Annotated in this window: 12 protein-coding genes, 1 tRNA gene and 1 pseudogene; 8 read left to right on the top strand and 6 right to left on the bottom strand. The window is 72.2% G+C overall.

The window, feature by feature from the left end:
- Positions 1–7: 7 nt before the first annotated feature.
- Entirely contained in the window at positions 8–421 is a 414-nt protein-coding gene (locus tag ACFYY1_RS10305; RefSeq protein ID WP_388583097.1) for a response regulator, read from the bottom strand.
- 240 nt (positions 422–661) lie between these two features.
- Here ACFYY1_RS10305 and ACFYY1_RS10300 point away from each other — a divergent pair.
- From ACFYY1_RS10300 to ACFYY1_RS10280, 5 genes are all read left to right on the top strand, one after another.
- Positions 662–733 (top strand) — tRNA-Arg (locus ACFYY1_RS10300).
- 156 nt (positions 734–889) lie between these two features.
- Positions 890–1,438 (top strand): hypothetical protein, encoded by a 549-nt coding sequence (locus ACFYY1_RS10295; protein WP_388583096.1) that lies wholly within the window; start codon positions 890–892, stop codon positions 1,436–1,438.
- A 10-nt stretch (positions 1,439–1,448) separates the two neighbouring features.
- Positions 1,449–2,081 carry a hypothetical protein gene (locus tag ACFYY1_RS10290; RefSeq protein WP_388583094.1) on the top strand — a complete coding sequence of 211 codons (633 nt, stop codon included), beginning with the start codon at positions 1,449–1,451 and terminating at the stop codon, positions 2,079–2,081.
- Positions 2,082–2,292: 211 nt separating this feature from the next.
- A complete protein-coding gene (locus ACFYY1_RS10285) occupies positions 2,293–3,333 on the top strand; it encodes a helix-turn-helix domain-containing protein (RefSeq protein ID WP_388583092.1) in 1,041 nt (346 codons plus the stop codon).
- Between the two features lie 175 nt (positions 3,334–3,508).
- On the top strand, positions 3,509–4,942 hold the full coding sequence (locus ACFYY1_RS10280; protein WP_388583090.1) for an MFS transporter: 1,434 nt from the start codon (positions 3,509–3,511) through the stop codon (positions 4,940–4,942).
- 47 nt (positions 4,943–4,989) lie between these two features.
- On the opposite strand, the gene ACFYY1_RS10275 is transcribed toward ACFYY1_RS10280, so the two are convergent.
- Positions 4,990–5,367, bottom strand: coding sequence for a hypothetical protein (locus tag ACFYY1_RS10275; protein ID WP_351260820.1), 378 nt, complete (start codon positions 5,365–5,367; stop codon positions 4,990–4,992).
- 266 nt (positions 5,368–5,633) lie between these two features.
- On the opposite strand from ACFYY1_RS10275, the gene ACFYY1_RS10270 reads away from it, so the two are divergent.
- Complete coding sequence (locus tag ACFYY1_RS10270; protein WP_388583088.1) at positions 5,634–7,835, top strand: ATP-binding protein; 2,202 nt, start codon at positions 5,634–5,636, stop codon at positions 7,833–7,835.
- Positions 7,836–8,256: 421 nt separating this feature from the next.
- Here the strand turns inward: ACFYY1_RS10270 and ACFYY1_RS10265 are convergent, their stop codons facing one another.
- Positions 8,257–9,510: a hypothetical protein gene (locus ACFYY1_RS10265; protein ID WP_388583086.1), complete on the bottom strand. Its 1,254-nt coding sequence runs from the start codon at positions 9,508–9,510 to the stop codon at positions 8,257–8,259.
- 402 nt (positions 9,511–9,912) lie between these two features.
- Here ACFYY1_RS10265 and ACFYY1_RS10260 point away from each other — a divergent pair, with 402 nt between their 5' ends.
- On the top strand, positions 9,913–13,071 hold the full coding sequence (locus ACFYY1_RS10260) for a BTAD domain-containing putative transcriptional regulator (RefSeq protein ID WP_388583084.1): 3,159 nt from the start codon (positions 9,913–9,915) through the stop codon (positions 13,069–13,071).
- A gap of 36 nt (positions 13,072–13,107) precedes the next feature.
- Here the strand turns inward: ACFYY1_RS10260 and ACFYY1_RS10255 are convergent, their stop codons facing one another.
- Both ACFYY1_RS10255 and ACFYY1_RS10250 read right to left on the bottom strand, forming a co-directional pair.
- Entirely contained in the window at positions 13,108–13,308 is a 201-nt protein-coding gene (locus ACFYY1_RS10255; RefSeq protein WP_388583082.1) for a hypothetical protein, read from the bottom strand.
- A 154-nt stretch (positions 13,309–13,462) separates the two neighbouring features.
- Positions 13,463–14,125, bottom strand: a pseudogene (locus ACFYY1_RS10250) (hypothetical protein); the annotation flags it as partial.
- A 445-nt stretch (positions 14,126–14,570) separates the two neighbouring features.
- Between ACFYY1_RS10250 and ACFYY1_RS10245 the strand changes: the two are divergent.
- A complete protein-coding gene (locus ACFYY1_RS10245) occupies positions 14,571–16,532 on the top strand; it encodes a protease pro-enzyme activation domain-containing protein (RefSeq protein ID WP_388583080.1) in 1,962 nt (653 codons plus the stop codon).
- A 64-nt stretch (positions 16,533–16,596) separates the two neighbouring features.
- On the opposite strand, the gene ACFYY1_RS10240 is transcribed toward ACFYY1_RS10245, so the two are convergent.
- The gene (locus ACFYY1_RS10240; RefSeq protein WP_388583078.1) at positions 16,597–17,670 is read right to left on the bottom strand and encodes a Ku protein; all 1,074 of its coding nucleotides are present in this window, start codon (positions 17,668–17,670) and stop codon (positions 16,597–16,599) included.
- Between the last annotated feature and the right edge of the window lie 13 nt (positions 17,671–17,683).

The raw sequence follows: 17,683 nt of genomic DNA, 5'->3' as shown, positions 1-17,683 counted from the left end.
CATGCGGTCACCCCGCGGCGCGCTCCGCGGTCCCGGCGCTCCGTCTGCCGTCGAGCGACGGCTGGTCCTTCCGCTCCATCAACTCCCGCACGAGCCGCACCAGCTCGGTCGGCTCGAAGGGCTTCGCGAGGAACGCGTCGACCCCCGCGGCCACTCCGCTGTCCACCTCGTACGGCGTGCAGGCGCTGATGATCGCCACGGGCAGCTGTCTGGTCCGGGGATCGGAGCGCAGTCTGGTGGCGGTCTGCAGACCGTCCAGCCTGGGCATGACGACATCGAGCGTGATCACATCGGGGCGGACCCGATGCACCAGATCAAGACACTCGACACCATCGGCCGCGGTCACGACCTCGAAGCCCTCAAGCTCAAGGTTGACCCTGATCAACTGCCGGATGACCTTGTTGTCGTCGACAACAAGCACGCGGCCACACGCCCCTGACACACTCCGAGAGTAGGGGCGACCCCGTGGCTGCGTCCGGGTTTTACCCACTTCCGCCCCCGGACGGGTGGCGCGAGGGGTGGCCGGATGCATCCGGATCACACCGCACGCCCCCTCCGCCCGGCCCCGCACCGCGCCTCCGGCGGGCCGGGAAATACCTGTTCACGGACACCCCGCGGAAGCTGGTAGTGTTTCACCCGTCGCCGAGCAACACAGCGATACGCCCTCGTAGCTCAGGGGATAGAGCATCGGCCTCCGGAGCCGTGTGCGCAGGTTCGAATCCTGCCGAGGGCACTTCGGAAGAAGTGCCAAAAAAGACCTTCTGACCAGCGGAAACGCTGAGCAGGGGGTCTTTTTCATGTCCCGCGAAGCCGGGGTACTCCGCCGTGGCGGAGTACCCCGGCTTCGCGGACGCGCGTACACCCCTGCCGCACAGCACTCGGGTCGGGCTTGATCTCAGAGCTACCAGGCTTCCGTACGCACATCGAGAACGACATCAGGGAGCACCAGGACGCGTGGCGCGACCAGGCCCTCGCGGAGTTCAAGAGGAACGGCGGACAGCCGGTCTCGATCCCGGTGGAAACCGGTAACCGGGACTTCGGTTTCACCAAGGACGTCGACGAGAACTGGTTCTACGCGGTCGGTTCCACCAGGTCGAATGTGACCGGAGTGGTCACCGTCGTGCCGGATGCCGACGGTCAGCCCAAGGTCGGTCTCGACTATCAGGCCAACGCTTGGGACCGCTACAACTGGGGCCAGGACAAAGGGGTGACCATCGACCTCCCCGGGGGCGGCGACATGAGCATCCCGGACGGTCAGATGGCCCGCCTCCACACCACGGGCATCGCCCAGGAATTCGACATGGCGGGCAGCAGTTCCGTCAAGCACTACGATCTGGGCACATCCGCCCCGAACCACGATCCTCTGCCGCAGCCGGACGAGCCCGGGCGCGAGGGCGACCGCACGGATCCAAGCCGCGAGCAGCAGGAAGGGCGGTAGCGGTCCACCGATGAAGAGCTCCAGCAAGATCACTGCTGACGAGCAGACCGTGCGCCGCCGTCGTGTGCCGGTCGCAGTCGTCGTCGTCGTTCTGATGCTCCTCGCCTGTGTCGCCACCACGATCGGCGTGGTCTCCTGCGTCGCCGACGACGTGTCGTCGGACCTGTCGGACCAGGAGATGACCTGCTGCTGGGAGGACGGAGCCACGCCTGCCTGGATGAGCGGACAGCTGGGCATCCGCATTCCGGAGACGGCATCGGACCGCCGTGCGGGTTACAAGGCCGGGCAGCGCTACGACACCGGCCTGTTGTCCTTCGCCCTCCCCAGCGACGAAGCGGCGACGTACACCGGCCGGCTCATCCGGAACGACACCAAGATGATCGGGAACTTCCATCCCGAGGAAAAGGACTACCGTCCTGCGGCTGCCTTCGGCCACCTCGGGCTGCCCGAGCCGGAGACGCTCGTCGAAGGGCTGCGAAAGATCAGCCTGTGCCCCGATGAACTCACGACCCCGGAAGGCAAGTATCTCCAGCGCTGCGTCGACCTCTTCACCCACGAGTTCAAGCCCGGCACCACGCGGATCTACGTCCGGTCGACCATCGAACCGTCCGTGACACCCCCTCCCGCGAGCAAGGCTCCATAACCTGCGGGGCATGTGATGGCGGCAGGGGACGCCGCCTCCTGCATCTCGTCACCCTGCTCCTGTTCCTGGACGAGCCGACCCCGCGGCTCGCCAACCGTGTGCGCGAGCCGCGGGCGGCTTCGTCCACCTCGCTCCGGCCCAGCCCCAGCAAGAGAACTTAGGTTACCCTTACTTCACTGAGGGGGTCGATGCCCACTTCTCTGGAGGCGGTGTGACCAGGCACTTCTCGCTCACGTCCGCGCACGGGTACGCGGATCTCGGACGGCAGTACCGGGACTTCTACGCGGCGATCGGGACCTGCCGCGGCGGTGGCGTGGCGGGGGTCCGGGTGTACGAGCTGCGGCCGGGGACCGGGGTCGGGAGCGTCAGCGTGCATGAGCTGCTGCACGGGGTCACGCTCACGTCGTACGACCTGACCTTCCACGACGAGCTGGTCCTCGACTTCGATCTCGCGGGCGACTACTTCGAGCTGGAGTACTGCGTCGACGGGCTGATGCATCTGGAGGAGCAGGCGACCGGGGCGACGGTCTTCGGGGCGAACGAGCTGTCGATATCGCACTCGCGGGCTTCGGCGGGGCGTCTCGTCCGGCCTGCCGGGCAGCGCTATCGGGGGGTGTCGATCGCGGCCCGCCGGGAGGCGCTCACCGTCTTCTTCGGGAGTCTGGGAACGGCTGCCTGGGAGGAGAGCGTCGAGGCGATGTCCGCCGAGTCGCGCGACGCGCACTATCTGGGGCGGCAGGCTCCGCCCGAACTCGCGGCCGCGTTCGCCGACTTGTTCACCTGTGCGCTGCCGGTCCGGTTCCGGGCGCTGTATCTGGAGTCGAAGGTCATGGAGATCCTCGCCCGGATCGTCGCGGGCACCGAGCCCCCGCGCGGCGAGGTCCGGCCGCCGATGGCGGAGTACGAGATCGAGCGGATCCGGAGGGTTCCGGAGCTGCTGATGGAGAACCTCCACGAGCAGCACACCGGGAAGTCGCTGGCGCGAGCGCTGGGGATGACTCCCAAGCGGCTGAACGAGGGGTTCAAGCAGCTCTACGGCGACACCGTCTTCCACCACCACCGCAACGCCTGCCTGCGCCGGGCCTCGCTGCTGCTGGTGGAGACCGATCTCAGCGTCGCCGCCGTCGCACTCCGGTGCGGCTACTCCAGTCCCAGCAACTTCTGCCACGCGTTCAAGAAGCAGTACGGGCGAACGCCCCGGCAGTACCGGGTGGCACGGGCCGCGGGCGGTGCCCGGGAGGCCCGTTCCTGACCCCGCGGGTACTCGCTCCACATTTCGTGGTCGCGCTCTCCGTACAGGTGCCACGGCGTCGGTTCCGAGGATGGGCGGGCGGCCGACGAGTGCAGGTCCCGAACTCGCCGGCCGCCCGCCGGGCACGGCCGGTGCCCGGACGCGTACGAACGGCCGTTCCGGAGGAACCGAGTCCATGGCACCCCGTCGCTTCGCTCCCCTGGTCGTCGCCTGCACGGCGACGTTCCTGCTGCTCGCGTACGCCACGGTCGTGACCGTGGCCATTCCCGCGATCGCCGCCGATCTGCACACCGGTTTCGCGGCGCTGCAGTGGGTCGTGGACCTCTACACGCTCGCGCTCGCGGCGCTCCTGGTCGTCTGCGGGGCGGTGGGCGACGCGTTCGGCCGGCGCCGGGTCTTCCTCGCCGGGTTCGCCCTCTTCACGGTGGCCTCGCTGGCCTGCGGGCTGGCACCCGGGGTGCGGGAACTCATCGTGTTCCGGGGGGCGCAGGGGGTCGGCGGGGCCGCCATGTTCGCGACCACGCTGCCGCTGATCAGGGCGTCGTACGAGGGGCGGGAGCAGCACCGGGCCTTCGCCGTCTGGGGCGCCGTGGCCGGGCTGGCCGCCGCTGTCGGCAATGTCTGCGGTGGGCTGCTCGCCGAGGCCCTGGGCTGGCGGTGGATCTTTCTGCTCGCCGTGCCGGTGGGGGCGGCGGGGCTGGTGCTCGCCGTCGTGTTCCTGCCCCGTGATCCGGGGCGTCGGGCCGGACGGATGGACGTGCCGGGGTCGGTCCTGCTGAGCGCGGGCATCGCCGCCCTGGTCGTCGGGGCGCTCCTGTTCGGCGAGCACGGGGCGGGGGCGGGTCCCGGGCTCGCCGCCGTCGTGGCGGCCGTGGCCGTGCTCGCCTTCGTCGCGTACGAGCGCCGTACGCCGGATCCCGTCATCGATCCGGCGCTGTTCCGCCATCCCAGGTTCCTGGCCGTGGTCTCGGTGGCGTTCGGCTACTACTTCGCCGCGTTCGGGCCGCTGACGGTGCTGTCGTCGTGGTTCCAGGACGGTGCGGGCCTGGGCGCGGTCGGCACCTCGCTGCTGCTGGCCCTGCAGCCCGCGGTGTTCTTCGCCGTCTCCGCCCTGTGCGGGGCGGTGCTCCAGCGCGGGGCGCTGTGGATCCCGCTGGGCGTCGGCACCGCGCTCGTCGCGGCGGGGTGTGCGGGTTTCGCGCTGCTGGGCGTCTCGTACGGGCCGGCGGCGCTCGTGCCGTCACTGCTGCTGACCGGGGCCGGTGCGGGCATGGTGTCGCCGGTGCTCCCGTCCGCGGCCATGCGGGACGCCGACCCGTCCCGCGCGGGCACGGCCGCGGCCGTGGCCAACACCGCCCGCCAGGTGGGTCTCGCGCTCGGCACCGCGGTGTGCGGCGGGCTGTTCGTCGGCCTCCGCGCCCCCGGGCGGCGGGAGTACACGGCGGCGGTCGGGGAGGCGGGGGCCGTCGCGGCGCTGGTCGCGCTGGCCGCGGCGGTGTCGGCGGTGGTCCTGCTGCGGCGCGCGGACGCGAGGGGGCGCAAAACGGCCAGGGCCGGCGGGACGGGCGACGGGGTGCGGCCGGGCCCGTCCCCGGGCGGGTGCCGGTGAGCCGTGGACCGACGGCCGGCCGCCCCGGGGACGCTCGTCCGTACGGGCTACGCGCCCGCGTCGTCCGGTCCGTCGGAGCCGATCTGTTCGGCCCGCAGGGCCAGGTCCTGGAGCACGTCGGCGGAGGTCACGTCCGTCTGCCCGGAGTCGTGCACCTGGGCCAGCATCGCGAAGGCCAGGGTGAACGCGCCGACCAGCTGCTCCACCGCACCGCCGACCTCCCGGCCGACCAGCGTCGCGACCTCCTCGATCGAGGCGTCCTCGGGGACGGTGATCCGGGGCATCGTCTCGTTGAGGAGCACGGTCACCACGCTGGGATCGGTCTCCAGGTCGTCGCGGTCGACGTTCTCTTCGAGCAGCCGACGGATCTCGCCCGCCTCCGTGAGGATGCCCACCACCCGCTTCACCACTTCGCTCTGCTCCATCCGGCGAGCATAGGCGCGCAACGGTGCGGGCGGTGATCAATCGGCGCTTCCGGTCGGCGGTCCGGTCCGGACGGGGCCGTTCGCCACGGGTCCGGGGCCGTCCCGGACTGTCTGGAATATGCCTACGACACATCCATGAGGCGGCACCCTGGGCGATATCAGGACATGCGGGAGAGTCCGGTCCCCGGCGAGCCGGATATTTCGCTCGCCTGTGCGGAAAGGATGTTCTCCAGGAGATTGCCGGATGGCCGTCCGGAGGGGGACCGGTGCTGGGGCACGAGCGCAGTGACAACGACTTGAGCGGTACGGTGCACGGTCCCGCGATCCAGTCGGGGAAGGTGTACGGCGGTATCCACTTCCATACGGAGGCCGCCCCGGAGGCCCGCGGGCCGAAGCCGCCCTGGCAGCTCCCGCCCTCGGTCCGGATCACCGGCCGTTCGGCGGAGGTGAGCACGCTGGAGGGGCACCGGGCCCGTGCCACCCGGGAGGGGCATCCGACGCTGGCCGCGGTCAGCGGGCTGGGGGGCGTCGGCAAGACCGCGGTCGCGCTGGCCTGGCTGCACACCATCCGCCCGCACTTTCCCGGCGGTCAGCTGTACGCGGACCTGGGGGCCCAGTCGCCCGGCGGCCCGGTGGACCCGGGCGAGGTGGTCGGGCGGTTCCTGCGGGCCCTGGGCGTGCCGACCCCGCAGGTGCCTCCGGTCCTCGCCGAACGGATCGCGCTGTACCGGTCGTTGACCGCGGACCGGCGGCTCGTGGTCATGCTGGACGACGCGGCGAGCGCCGCGCAGGTCCGGCCGCTGTTACCGGCGGGTCAGTGCGTGACCGCGGTGACCAGCCGGCGGCGGCTGCCGGGGCTGAGCGTCGACGGGGGCCATGTGATCCATCTGGAACCGCTCGGGCCGGAGGCGGCGGTGGAGCTGCTGGACTCCACCCTGGCCGACGGCCGGGTGGCCGAGCAGCCCGAGGAGGCGCGGGCCCTGGTGGACCTGTGCGCGGGACTGCCGCTCGCGGTGCGGATCGCCGGTGCGCGGCTGGCGGCACGCCCCCGCCACGGCATCACCACGATGGTCCGGGCACTGTCCGAGGAACGCGACCGGCTGGAGGCGCTGGCCATCGACGGCGACCACGATGTGCGGGCGGCGCTGGACCTCTCCTACCAGGGGCTTCCGGCCACGGCGGCCCGCCTCTACCGGCTGCTGGGGCTGCATCCCGGGCGGGAGTTCGGCGGGCCGGCGGCCGAGGCGGTGCTGGGGTCGGACGCCGCCGACGCGCTCGATGTGCTGTACGACGCGAGCCTGCTCATCGACGCCGGTCAGGCGGCCGGGGCCGAGCGTTACCGCTTCCACGACCTGGTCCGGCTGCACGCGCTGGCGCAGGCGGACCGGGACGAGTCCCCCGAGGAGCGGGTCGCGGCGCTGCGCCGTATCGGCTACCACTACCTGGCCAACGCCACCCGCGCGGAGGAGGTCATCGACCCGCAGCACCGCACCATGGCCCGGGACTTCGGCCCCGGCCCGGTCGTGGACGCGGGCTTCGGTGACGGCAGCAGGGGCGACGGCACGGGGGCGGCGGACGCCGCGCTGGACTGGCTCGAACACGAACTGCCCAACCTCATGGCGGTGCTCCGGCTCGCCCGTACGACCGGGATCCCGGCGTTGGGCTGGCAGTTGGCCGACGCGATGTGGCCGCTGTTCCTGCGGCGCAAGTTCTACCAGGAGTGGCGCGAGGCGCACCGGGAGGGGCTGCTCGCGGCCGAGGAGTGCGGCGACGCGGAGGCGGTGTGCCGGATGCTCACCTCGGGCGGCCTGGGCGAACTCGACATGGACTGCCCGGAAGAGGCGCTGGGGATGTTCGAGCGGGCCGCCGATTCCTTCCTGCTCGCCGGGGACCTGCTCGGGCACGCCCGGACGCTCAACTACCGGGGTCTGGCCCACCAGCGGCTCGGTGAGCCGGACCGGGCCGCCGAGTTCTTCGGCCGGGCGGCCGCCGAACTGCCGGAGTGCGGGGACCGCAGGGCCGGTGCGCTGGCACGGTTCAACCTCGCGGATGTCGCGCTGTCGCGCGGGCGGTACGAGGACGCCGCGCGCGACGCCGAGGCCGCCCGCGCGGTGCTGCGGGAGGCCGGTGACACGTACAACACCGCCCGCGCCGACGCGCTGGCCGGGCGGGCGTACCTCGGCCTGGGACGGCTCGACGGGGCCGAGGCCGGTCTGCGGGCGGCGCTGGACACGCTCCGGCCCATGTCCGCCGGCTACGAGACGGCCCGCGCGCTGGGAGGCCTGGGCCTGGTCTCCGAACGGCGCGGGCAGCCCGGGATCGCCCGGCAGTGCTACCGGGAGGCGCTGATCCTGTACTCCGCCGTCGGCGGGCCGGACTCGGCCGACGCGCGGGAGGTGCGGGGCAGGCTGGGAGCGCTGGAACCGGAGGCCGGGGAGAACGGCGCCACGGGGACCGGCACCGGCTGAGTGCAGGCGTTCCCGATGACCCGTACCGCCGTCGTGCCGAACTCCGCGACGGGCAGCTTGGCCACCACCCAGGCGTGGGCGACCGAGGCCCAGACCGCCCACGGCGTACCCGGCCGGCCCCCGTCCAGCACCACTGGGGCGCCTTCCCGGCCGAGGAGCAGCCAGCACCGGGGGCCGCTGTGCACGGCCACCACCAGGGCCCCGGGGTGACGGGCGGCCAGCGCCGTCGCGGTCCGGGGCCCGTCTCCCCGGGCCACGAGCACGTCGGCGAGCAGCGGCAGCGGGGACGGGGCGGGCAGCCGGACGCGTACGTGCTCGTCCAGGACCGGGGCGCCGGTGTCCGGGTGCAGCAGGGTGACCTCGGTGCGGCGTACCGGCCCCCGGGCCCAGGGGTCCTCGTACAGCGCCATGGTGAGCTCGGTCATCGCACTCCCCCGCCCCGCTCGTCGTACCGCACGCCGAACGGCAGCGGTGCGTGTTCCGGGGCGAGCCGCGCCGCGGGGGCGCGCAGCCGGAGCTTGCGGTAGATCAGCGCACGCATCCTGGTGGCGAACCGGCCGGGTTCGGAGGTGATGCGGTCCGCGATCCGCTCGTACCGCTGGCGTCGGTAGAGCGCGGCGGAACGGGCGAGCTGGCGGCCGAGCGGGCGGTCGCCGTGCAGCCTGGGGACGAGCGAGGCCAGTTCGGCCACCGGTGAACCTGGGTCCACGTCCGCCTCCGGTGCGCCCGCCATCAGCACGGGTACGCCGGTCATCGATCCGTAGAGCGAGACGGATCCGTGGTCACCGACGACGTAGTCGGCGGCGACGAGGGCGCCGACCCAGTCCGCGTGCTGGCTGATCACGGTGAGGCCCATCCTGCCCAGGGTCGCCAGCCAGCTGCGGATCTGCCATTCCCCGTGGGCGTTCCAGATGTTGGGGTGGAGCAGGACGGCGACCCGGTGCTCGTCCCGGGGCAGTTCGGTGACCAGCCGTTCCAGGAGTTCCGGGCTCTGCCCGAACAGCGAGCGCGGTCCCCAGGTGGAGCAGGCGAGCACCAGTCGTTGCCGGGCCCTGGTGTGCAGTGCCTCGCGGTAGAGCGCCCGCAGGGGCATGCTCGCGGCGATGCGGTCGAAGCAGGGGTCGCCGACCACCTCCGCGGCGGGCAGCGCCTCGGGGCACTCGCGGCCGAGGCGGGTCAGTTCCTCGTGGTGCGCCAGCACGATCGACTCGGGCACCAGCCTGCCGTCCTGGACGAGCCACTGGCGGTTCAGCCCGTACACCCCGCGTTCCGCGACCGGGCGTCCGCGCTGCCCGCCCGGGACCAGCTTGTTGTGTCCGGCTCCGTGCGGCAGCACGATCACCGGGGCGTGCAGGTCGTTCAGCCCGCCGTGGGCCGCGGACAGGGCCAGGTCGAAGGGCATCTGGACCACCTGGTGCCAGGGCAGGACCAGCCCGCCGAGCTCCGCCAGGAAGTCGTCCACCCCGTGACTGAACACGTCGGGGGCCGCGGTGAAGAACACCTGGACCCGGGCATCGCCCTCCAGCAGCCGTACCGCGTCCAGCAGCCGCTGCCCGGCGGTCACCGTATGCACGACGGCCAGTACCCTCCGGCGGATCTGCCGGGTGGCCCAGCGGTCCACGTCCAGACGCATCGGCACGTGCGGCCGATGCGTTTCGGCCATTGTCAGAGTCATTGAATCGATCCCCCGATTCCTCGTCCCGGACCGGTGCACCCGTCCGGGGCGGCCGCGTCGTTTCGCGGCGCACGCCGAAGACATGCCCGACGGGTTGGACGGGTTGCTTGCAGGAATCCTGCACTCCGGGTGCGGCCGGTTCCGGGCCCGTTCCGGACCTGTCGCCCCCGGTTTCCGAGCGGCTCACGGGGCTCGGAACGGCGGTGGGGAGGTGCGCCCTGTACGCGCCCATGCGCCCTGCCTGCTCCCCGCGCCCGGGGCGACAGTGGAAGGTCCTGCACACAGGTGCGGGCGCTGCCGTCGACGGCAGGAAGCAGCGCACCCAGCGGGGGCGATGTGGAACTTCTTGCTCTGGGACCTCTTGAACTATGGCATCAAGGACAGCAGTGCGGGCTCGGACCGGTGAAAACGCGCTGCGTACTGGCCGTTCTGGTGCACGCCCGCGGCGAACCGGTCTCCATGGAGGCGCTGATCGACCGGGTCTGGGGCGATGATCAGCCCGAGTCGGCCGTGGGCACCATGCAGAGCTACGTGTCGAAGCTGCGCAGGCTGCTGCACGACTCGGTCGGCGACCTCATCCAGGTGGACCGCCCGTCGCCGCGTCGGTACCAGCTCCGCGTCGACGCCCGTACCGAGGTCGACGTCTCGCACTTCCAGCGGCTGCGCAAGGAGGCCCGCGCGGCGGCCGGGCAGGGCAAGCGGGAGCTGGCGATCGGTCTGCTGCGCACGGCCGAGGACCGATGGCGCGGGGATCCGCTGCCCGAGTCCAGGAGCGACTGGGCCGCCTCGGTACGGGGCCGGCTGGTCGAGGACCTGCGCCGGGTGCGGGAGGAACGCATCGGTCTGGAGCTGGAGTTGGGGCGGCACGCCGATCTCGTGGGCGAACTGCAGGGACTGGCCTCGGAGAATCCGCTGGCCCAGCGGGTGATCACCGATCTGATGCTGGCGCTGTACCGGTCCGGGCGGCACGACGAGGCGCTCGCCGTCTTCCGCGCCACGCGGACCCGGCTGAGCACGGAGCTCGGCATCGAACCGGGTTCGGACCTGCAGGAGCTCCACCGGCGCATCCTCGAACAGGACCGCACGCTCCTGGAGACGGCGGTAGGCGTCGACCGGCCGGCGGGCCCGGGGCCGCGCAGCAACCTTCCGCGCGACAGCCGCGACTTCACCGGCCGCGCCGCCGAACTCCGGCTGCTGCTGGGTGAATCGGCCCAGCCTGACGGCTCCGCCGCACACGACCGTGGGCAGCCCACGGGCCCTGCCACGCGCGGTTCCGGGCAGCCGGACGGCTCCGCCACGTACGCCATGCCGCTCACCGTCATCCACGGCATGCCCGGCATCGGCAAGACCACGCTCGCGGTGCACGCCGCCCACCGGCTCCACGACGCCTACCCGGGCGGCCGGCTCTACGTCGATCTGCACGGATTCGGCGGGCAGGCGCCGTACGACCCCGCCGAGGCCCTCGCGGTGCTGCTGCACGCGGCCGGGGCCGGCGGCGACCTGCCGGACTCGCTGGACGCGCGGGCGGCACGGTGGCGCGAGTGGACGGCCCGTCACCGGGTGCTCGTGGTGCTGGACAACGCGCGGGACGCCGCCCAGGTGCGTCCGCTGCTGCCCGGCGCCGCGACCTGCCGGGCGATCGTGACCAGCCGGAGCCGGCTCGCCGGGCTCGACGGTGCCTCCTCGCTCCTGGTGGAGGGGCTGTCCGACGAGGAGGCCGCCGCCCTCTTCACCCGGATCGCGGGCGCCGCCCGGGTCCTGGCCGACCCCGAGGCGCTCGCGCTCGTGATCCGGGCCGGCGGCTGCCACCCCCTCCTCCTCCACTGGTTCGCCAGCCGCTTCCGCCACCGGGAGTCCTGGACCCTGCGCCATCTGCTGGAGCGGCTGGCCGAGGCGGCCGACCCGCTGGACGAGTTCGACGACGGCGAACTCGTCTCCGCGTTCCGCTTCTCGTACACCGAACTGACGGGCCCCACCCAGAAGTTGCTCCGCCACCTGGCGCTCCACCCCGGCCCGGACATCACGGTCGCCGCCGCCACGGCACTGGTCGGCGCGGACCCGGACGGCGCCCGGATCCGCCGCGGCCTGGACGAGCTCCACGACTTCCACCTCCTTGAGGAGCCCACCCCGGGCCGGTACCGGCTGCACGATCTCACCAGGGCCTTCGCACTGCGCATGTTCGGCCGGGCGGAGCCGGAGGAGTCCCGGGCCCAGGCGGTCGGCAGGCTGTTCGGCCACTTCCTCACCACGGCGCACCACGCCGACCTGCACACGCGGCCGCACCGCCGGAGACTGCCCGTGGGGCCGGAGTGCGCCTCGGGGTACGCCACGGAGTTCGGCGACGCCGACAGCGCTTCGGCGTGGCTGGCCCAGGAGCGTGCCAACCTCCTCGCGGTCGCCCGTACGGCCGCCGAGGAGGCGCCCGCGTACGCGGCCCTCTTCCCGCACGTGCTCGCCCCTGTGCTCAAGCGCTGGGGCACCTGGGCGGTCACGAACGAGCTCTACGGAGCGGCCGTGCACGCCCTGCGCGCCCTCGGCACCCCGTACGCCCTCGCGCAGACGCTGGTCGAGGCCGCCGACGTACTGGCGCAGACCCGTCCCGACGAGGCGTTGAACTGCGCGGGCGAGGCGCTGGAGCTCTTCCGCGGTCTCGGCCATCCGCACGGCTGCGCGGACGCCCTCTTCCAGGCGGGCCGGGCACATCTGGCGGCGGGGCGCGGCGGGGCGTCCCTGCGCGTCCTCGACGAGGCCCTGACCGGGTACCGGCAGGTCGGGGACCGCGAGGGCGAGGCGGGCGCGCTGAACGTCCAGGGCGCGGCGTTCTTCCAGGCGGGCCGTTACGGGGAGGCGCTGGCCCGGGCACGGGCGATGCTCGGCATCCACGAGCAGACGGGAAACCTGCTCGGACAGATCCACGCCCAGAACAACCTGGGCGAACTGCATCAGAGCCAGGGACAGTACGAGGAGGCCCTCGCCCACTACGAACGCTCCCGGGCACTGGCGGAACGGCACGGCGGCCGACAGGAACTGGACATCCTGGACACGAACATGGGGGCGGTGTACCAGGCGACCGGGCAGACCGCGCGGGCCCTGGCGTGCTTCCAGCGGGCGTTGACGTCCCACCGAGGCCACGGTGACGCCCTGGGGGAGGCCAACGCGCTGATCAGCATGGGGACGTTGTACGCGGAGACGGGACGTACCGGCGATGCGCTCACCCACTTCCGGACGGCCGGGGAGGTGGCCCGCCGGATCGACAGCGGTTACGAGTACATGCGGGCCCTGCTCGGTGCGGCGGACGCCCTTCGCGTGTCGGGGCAGTTCGCCGCGGCCGGCGCGAGTTTTGAGCTGGGCCTGGCGGAGGCCAGACGCATCGGGTCACTGCTCGGTGCGGCGCAGTCCCTCGCGGGTCTGGCCCGCGCGGCGCTGGGCGCACACCACTGGGGCCCGGTCCGGCGCTACGGCACCCGGGCGGTGGCGCTGTACCGGAGGCTGGAGGCATGGGAGGAGGCGGACGACCTGCGCCGCCTGCTCCTCGAACACCCCGAGGTGGCCGGCTCCTGAGCACCTCGTGCTCAGGAGCCGGCCATCGTCAGGCATCTACCACATCCACTGCTGCGCCCACATCCACTGTCCCGGCTCCGCGCGCGCCGTCACGACGAACGCGTCTTCGGTCCTCGGCTGTTCGGCCACGGACCGGAGACCGGACATCGCGTCGCCCTGCGCATGGGTGAGGCCGAAGGTGACGGCGGCTACGGCGGTGACAGACACCGCGAGGGCACGGAACCGGCTCTGCTTCATTGCAGTAACGTCCTTGGTGTTTACATGAGTTGAAGGCTTCCCAGCCGTTTTGACCGGGATGCGGTTCGAGACGTTACCGCGATCACGGCGGGACACACCAATACATTTGTTTGGGCTTTCAGTACGTGCTAGCGAATGCCGTCCCTGAGGGACGTCACTCCACCGGCAGCCCCGGCGCCGGGTACCTGTCCATCAGCTCCTTCACCTCTGCGCGCACTTGCGCGATCGCGGACTCGCCCCTGGTGCGGGCGCCTCGACGGCCCGGGTGATCCACTGTGCGACCGCTGCCATCTCCGGCCGGCGTGCAGGCGTTGGTGACCACCTGGTGGGCATAGGTGCGGAACTCGGGGCTCGCGGCTTCCTTGAGCGCGACGGCGATCGCGGCCGTGGTCTGGTTGTGCGGGTCGCCCTGGAGGCCGGGGAAGACGGCCCGGTCGATGGCGCGGGCGCGTTCCGCCCGGCTCAGCAGCATCGCGCCGCGCGGTCCGCGCAGGGTCTCGCGGGTGGCGGTGGAGACGACGTCGGCGTACGTGGCGGGCGAGGGGTGTGCGCCGCCCGCGATCAGGCCGACGATATGGGCGACGTCGGCGACCAGCACCGCACCGACCTCGCGGGCGATCTCGGCGAAGCCCGCGAAGTCGACGGTCCTGGGCACGGCCGTGCCGCCGCAGAAGATCAGCCGGGGGCGCTCCGCACAGGCCAGGTCGCGCACCTCGTCCAGGTCGACCCGGCCGGTGTCGCGGCGTACGCCGTACCGCACGCCGCGGAACCAGGTGCCCGTCGCGGAGACGCCCCAGCCATGCGTGAGGTGTCCGCCTGGAGCTGCTCCTCGGCGGCCGCCAGGGCGGCGTGGCGGGGGTGCGTGCTTGCGGGTGCGGTCACGGGATCCTTCCGGGTCGGTCGCATCGCTGCGACGTGGACCCGGATGCCCAGGCGGACGGCCCTCCGGCGATGACGCCCTCGGGTGGGCCCGGGGGCGTGCCGTTCCCTGGTGGCCGATTCCACGGAGCACCCGTTGCCGGGTACGCGCCAGTCGCGGCACCGGTCACTTCATCGGGTGCGGGATCGCCCCGATGAAGGCTCGGCAACGGCGCATTTCGTGGGTTTCCCGGCGAACTGCCCCGAGCATTGGTCCACTTGGTCGATTCTTGGTCAGTACATGCCCCCTACATGAGGCGTTCCTCGCCAGAGTGGCGCATTACATGTGCACATCATCCGGCACGTGTAATCCACACGCGTAGACCCACATCGCAGGGGGTTGTATGAGAACCAGCCGCGCGAGAAGTCGCGCCGCGCTGAGCATGGCAGCGACGCTGCCGCTGCTGGCCGGCGCGCTCGCCCTCGGGATACCGAACGCCAGCGCCGACTCCGCGCCGGGCGGGCGGGACGCGCTGCAGGGCACCAAGCCCGCCTGGGCCACCGCCGGGGCGGATCTGGGAGCCACGTCCGACAGCGGCAAGGTAAGCGTCCGGGTCCATCTGGCCGGACGGGACGCGAAGGGGCTGGCCGCCTACGCCGCCGCCGTCTCCGACCCGCAGTCCGCTTCGTACGGCAAGTATCTGAGCGCCGGTCAGGCACAGGCCCGGTTCGGGGCGACGCAGCAGCAGATCGACCAGGTCAGCCAGTGGCTGAAGTCGAACGGGCTGACCGTCACCGGCACCAACCGGCACTACGTCTCGGCCACCGGTGAGGTCGCCGCCGCCGAGAAGGCGTTCGGCACCCAGCTGCGCAACTACCGCAAGGGCAGCCGCACCTACCGCGCCCCGGCCTCCACCGCCTCCGTGCCCGCCGCGCTGAGCGACGCCGTGCTCGCCGTCTCCGGCCTGGACAACGCGCCGCACAAGTCGAGCCACGACGAGGCCCTGCCGCCGCCGGACGGGGTGTTCCGCAACTCCGGTCCCTTCTCCACGTACTACGGCTCGAAGACCGCGTCGTCGCTGCCCGACGCCTACGGGTCCAAGGCGCCGTACGCCGTGAAGGGGTACACCGGCAAGCAGCTGCGCGCCGCCTACGGTGCGGGACGCTGGACCGGCAAGGGCGTCACCGTCGCGATCACCGACGCGTACGCTTCGCCGACCATCGCGAAGGACGCCGCCGAGTACGCCGAGCGCAACGGCGACGCGCCCTACCGTCGCGGCCAGCTCACCCAGGTGCTGCCGGACGACTACACGAGGACCGAGGAGTGCGGGGCCTCCGGCTGGTACGGCGAGGAGACCCTCGACGTGGAGGCCGTGCACGCGGTCGCACCCGCCGCCGACATCGTCTACGTGGGCGGCGCCTCCTGCTACGACGCCGATCTGCTGGACTCATTGAACAAGATCGTCGACAACCGGCTCGCCGACATCGTCTCCAACTCCTGGGGCGACATCGAGGCCAACGAGACGCCGGACGTCGCCGCCGCGTACGACCAGGTCTTCAAGATGGGCGCGGTCGAGGGCATCGGCTTCTACTTCTCCTCCGGCGACGACGGCGACAACGTCGCGTCGACGGGCACGAAGCAGATCGACGTGCCGTCCAACTCCGCCTGGGTGACCTCCGTCGGCGGAACCGCGCTGGCGGTCGGCAAGAACGACACGTACCAGTGGGAGACCGGCTGGGGCACTCTCAAGTCGAGCCTCTCCGACGACGGGAAGAGCTGGGCCGGCTTCCCCGGCGCGTACACCTCCGGCGCGGGCGGCGGCACCAGCTCGTCCGTGAAGCAGCCGTTCTACCAGCGCGGCATCGTGCCCGACTCGCTCGCGCAGGCCAACGGCAGGCAGCGGATGCGCACGGCCCCGGACATCGCGGCCGTCGCCGACCCGAACACCGGCTTCCTCGTCGGCCAGACCCAGACGATGCCCGACGGCTCGCTCGGCTACGACGAGTACCGCATCGGCGGTACGTCGCTGGCCGCGCCGGTCATCGCCGGTGTCCAGGCGCTCGCGCAGCAGGCCCGGCACGGGCTGCCGATCGGCTTCGCCAACCCGTCGATCTACGCCCGGTACGGCTCGAAGGCGTACCACGACGTCACGGACCACCCGCTGGGCCCGAACCGCGATCTCGCGGTGGTCCGGGTCGACTACGCCAACGGCGTGGACGCGGCGGACGGTCTGCTGACCTCGGTGCGCAGCCTCGGCAAGGACGCCTCGCTGAAGGCGGTCGGGGGATACGACGACGTGACGGGGGTCGGGACTCCGGCGGCCGGTTACGTGGACTCGTACCGCTTCCCGTTCCGCAGGCGCTGAGCCACCACCGGTCCGGTGCCGACGGCACCGGACCGGTACCCGCGGCCGCGTACGCGAAGGGGGTTCAGGCCGAGGCCCGTTTGCGGGGGGCCGCCTTCTTCGCCGCCGGTTTCGGGTCCGACTTCGCGGTGGCCTTCTTCGCCGTCGACTTGGCGGTCTTCTTCGCCGTCGACCGCGCGGCGGTCTTCTTGGCGGGCGCCCTGCCCGACGCGGACTTCTTCTTCGTGGTCGCGGCCGTCTTCTTGGTGGCGGCCGCGGCCTTCTTCTTCGCCCCGGTGCCGCCGGACTTCCTGCGGCCGCTGAGGGAGGTGACCTCGGCGACGGGGCCGTCCGCCTTCTCCTCCCCTGCTTCCGGCTCCTCGCCGCGGGCCTCCTTCGCCGCCCGGACGCTGCTCTCCAGGGCCGCGATCAGGTCGATGACCTTGCCGCCCGAGTCCTCCGCCGGTGCGGGCTCCAGGGCCCGGCCCTCGGCCTTCGCGGCGATGAGCTCCTCGACCGCCTCGCGGTAGTCGTCGTGGAGCGAGTCCATGTCGACCTCGCCGAGGGTGTCCATCAGCGCGTCGGCCAGATCGAGTTCGGCGTCCCGGACCGTGACGTCGATCTCCGGGGCGACGCCTTCCGGGCTGCGGATCTCGTCCGGCCAGAGCAGGCCGTGCATGGCGATCACGTCGTCGACCACGCGCAGCATGCCCAGCCGCTCGCGGCCGCGCAGCGCGTACTTGGCCAGGGCCACCTTCTGGCTCCGCTTCAGCGCCTCGCGGAGCAGGGTGTACGGCTTGGCCGCCGGAACCCCGTTGGCGGAGAGGTAGTACGCCGCGTCCATCTGGAGCGGGTCGATCGAGGCGGCCGGTACGAAGGCCACGATCTCGATCGTCCTGGCCGTGGGCAGGGGCAGCGAGCCGAGGTCCTCGTCGGTGATCGGGATCATCGAACCGTCGGGCTCCTCGTACGCCTTCCCGATCTCGGCGGCGGTGACCTCCTCCTCGTCGATCTCGCAGACCTTCCGGTAGCGGATCCGGCCACCGTCGGCGAGGTGGATCTGACGGAAGGAGATCGAGTGGCTCTCTGTGGCGTTGACCAGCTTGATGGGGATGCTGACCAGCCCGAAGGAGATGGCGCCGTTCCAGATGGACCTCACCGTTCACCCCTTG

The sequence above is a fragment of the Streptomyces sp. NPDC001890 genome, assembly GCF_042891445.1.
Lineage (GTDB): Bacteria > Actinomycetota > Actinomycetes > Streptomycetales > Streptomycetaceae > Streptomyces.
Note: the sequence above shows the minus strand (reverse complement) of the source record. Positions and strands in the feature narration are given on the sequence as shown.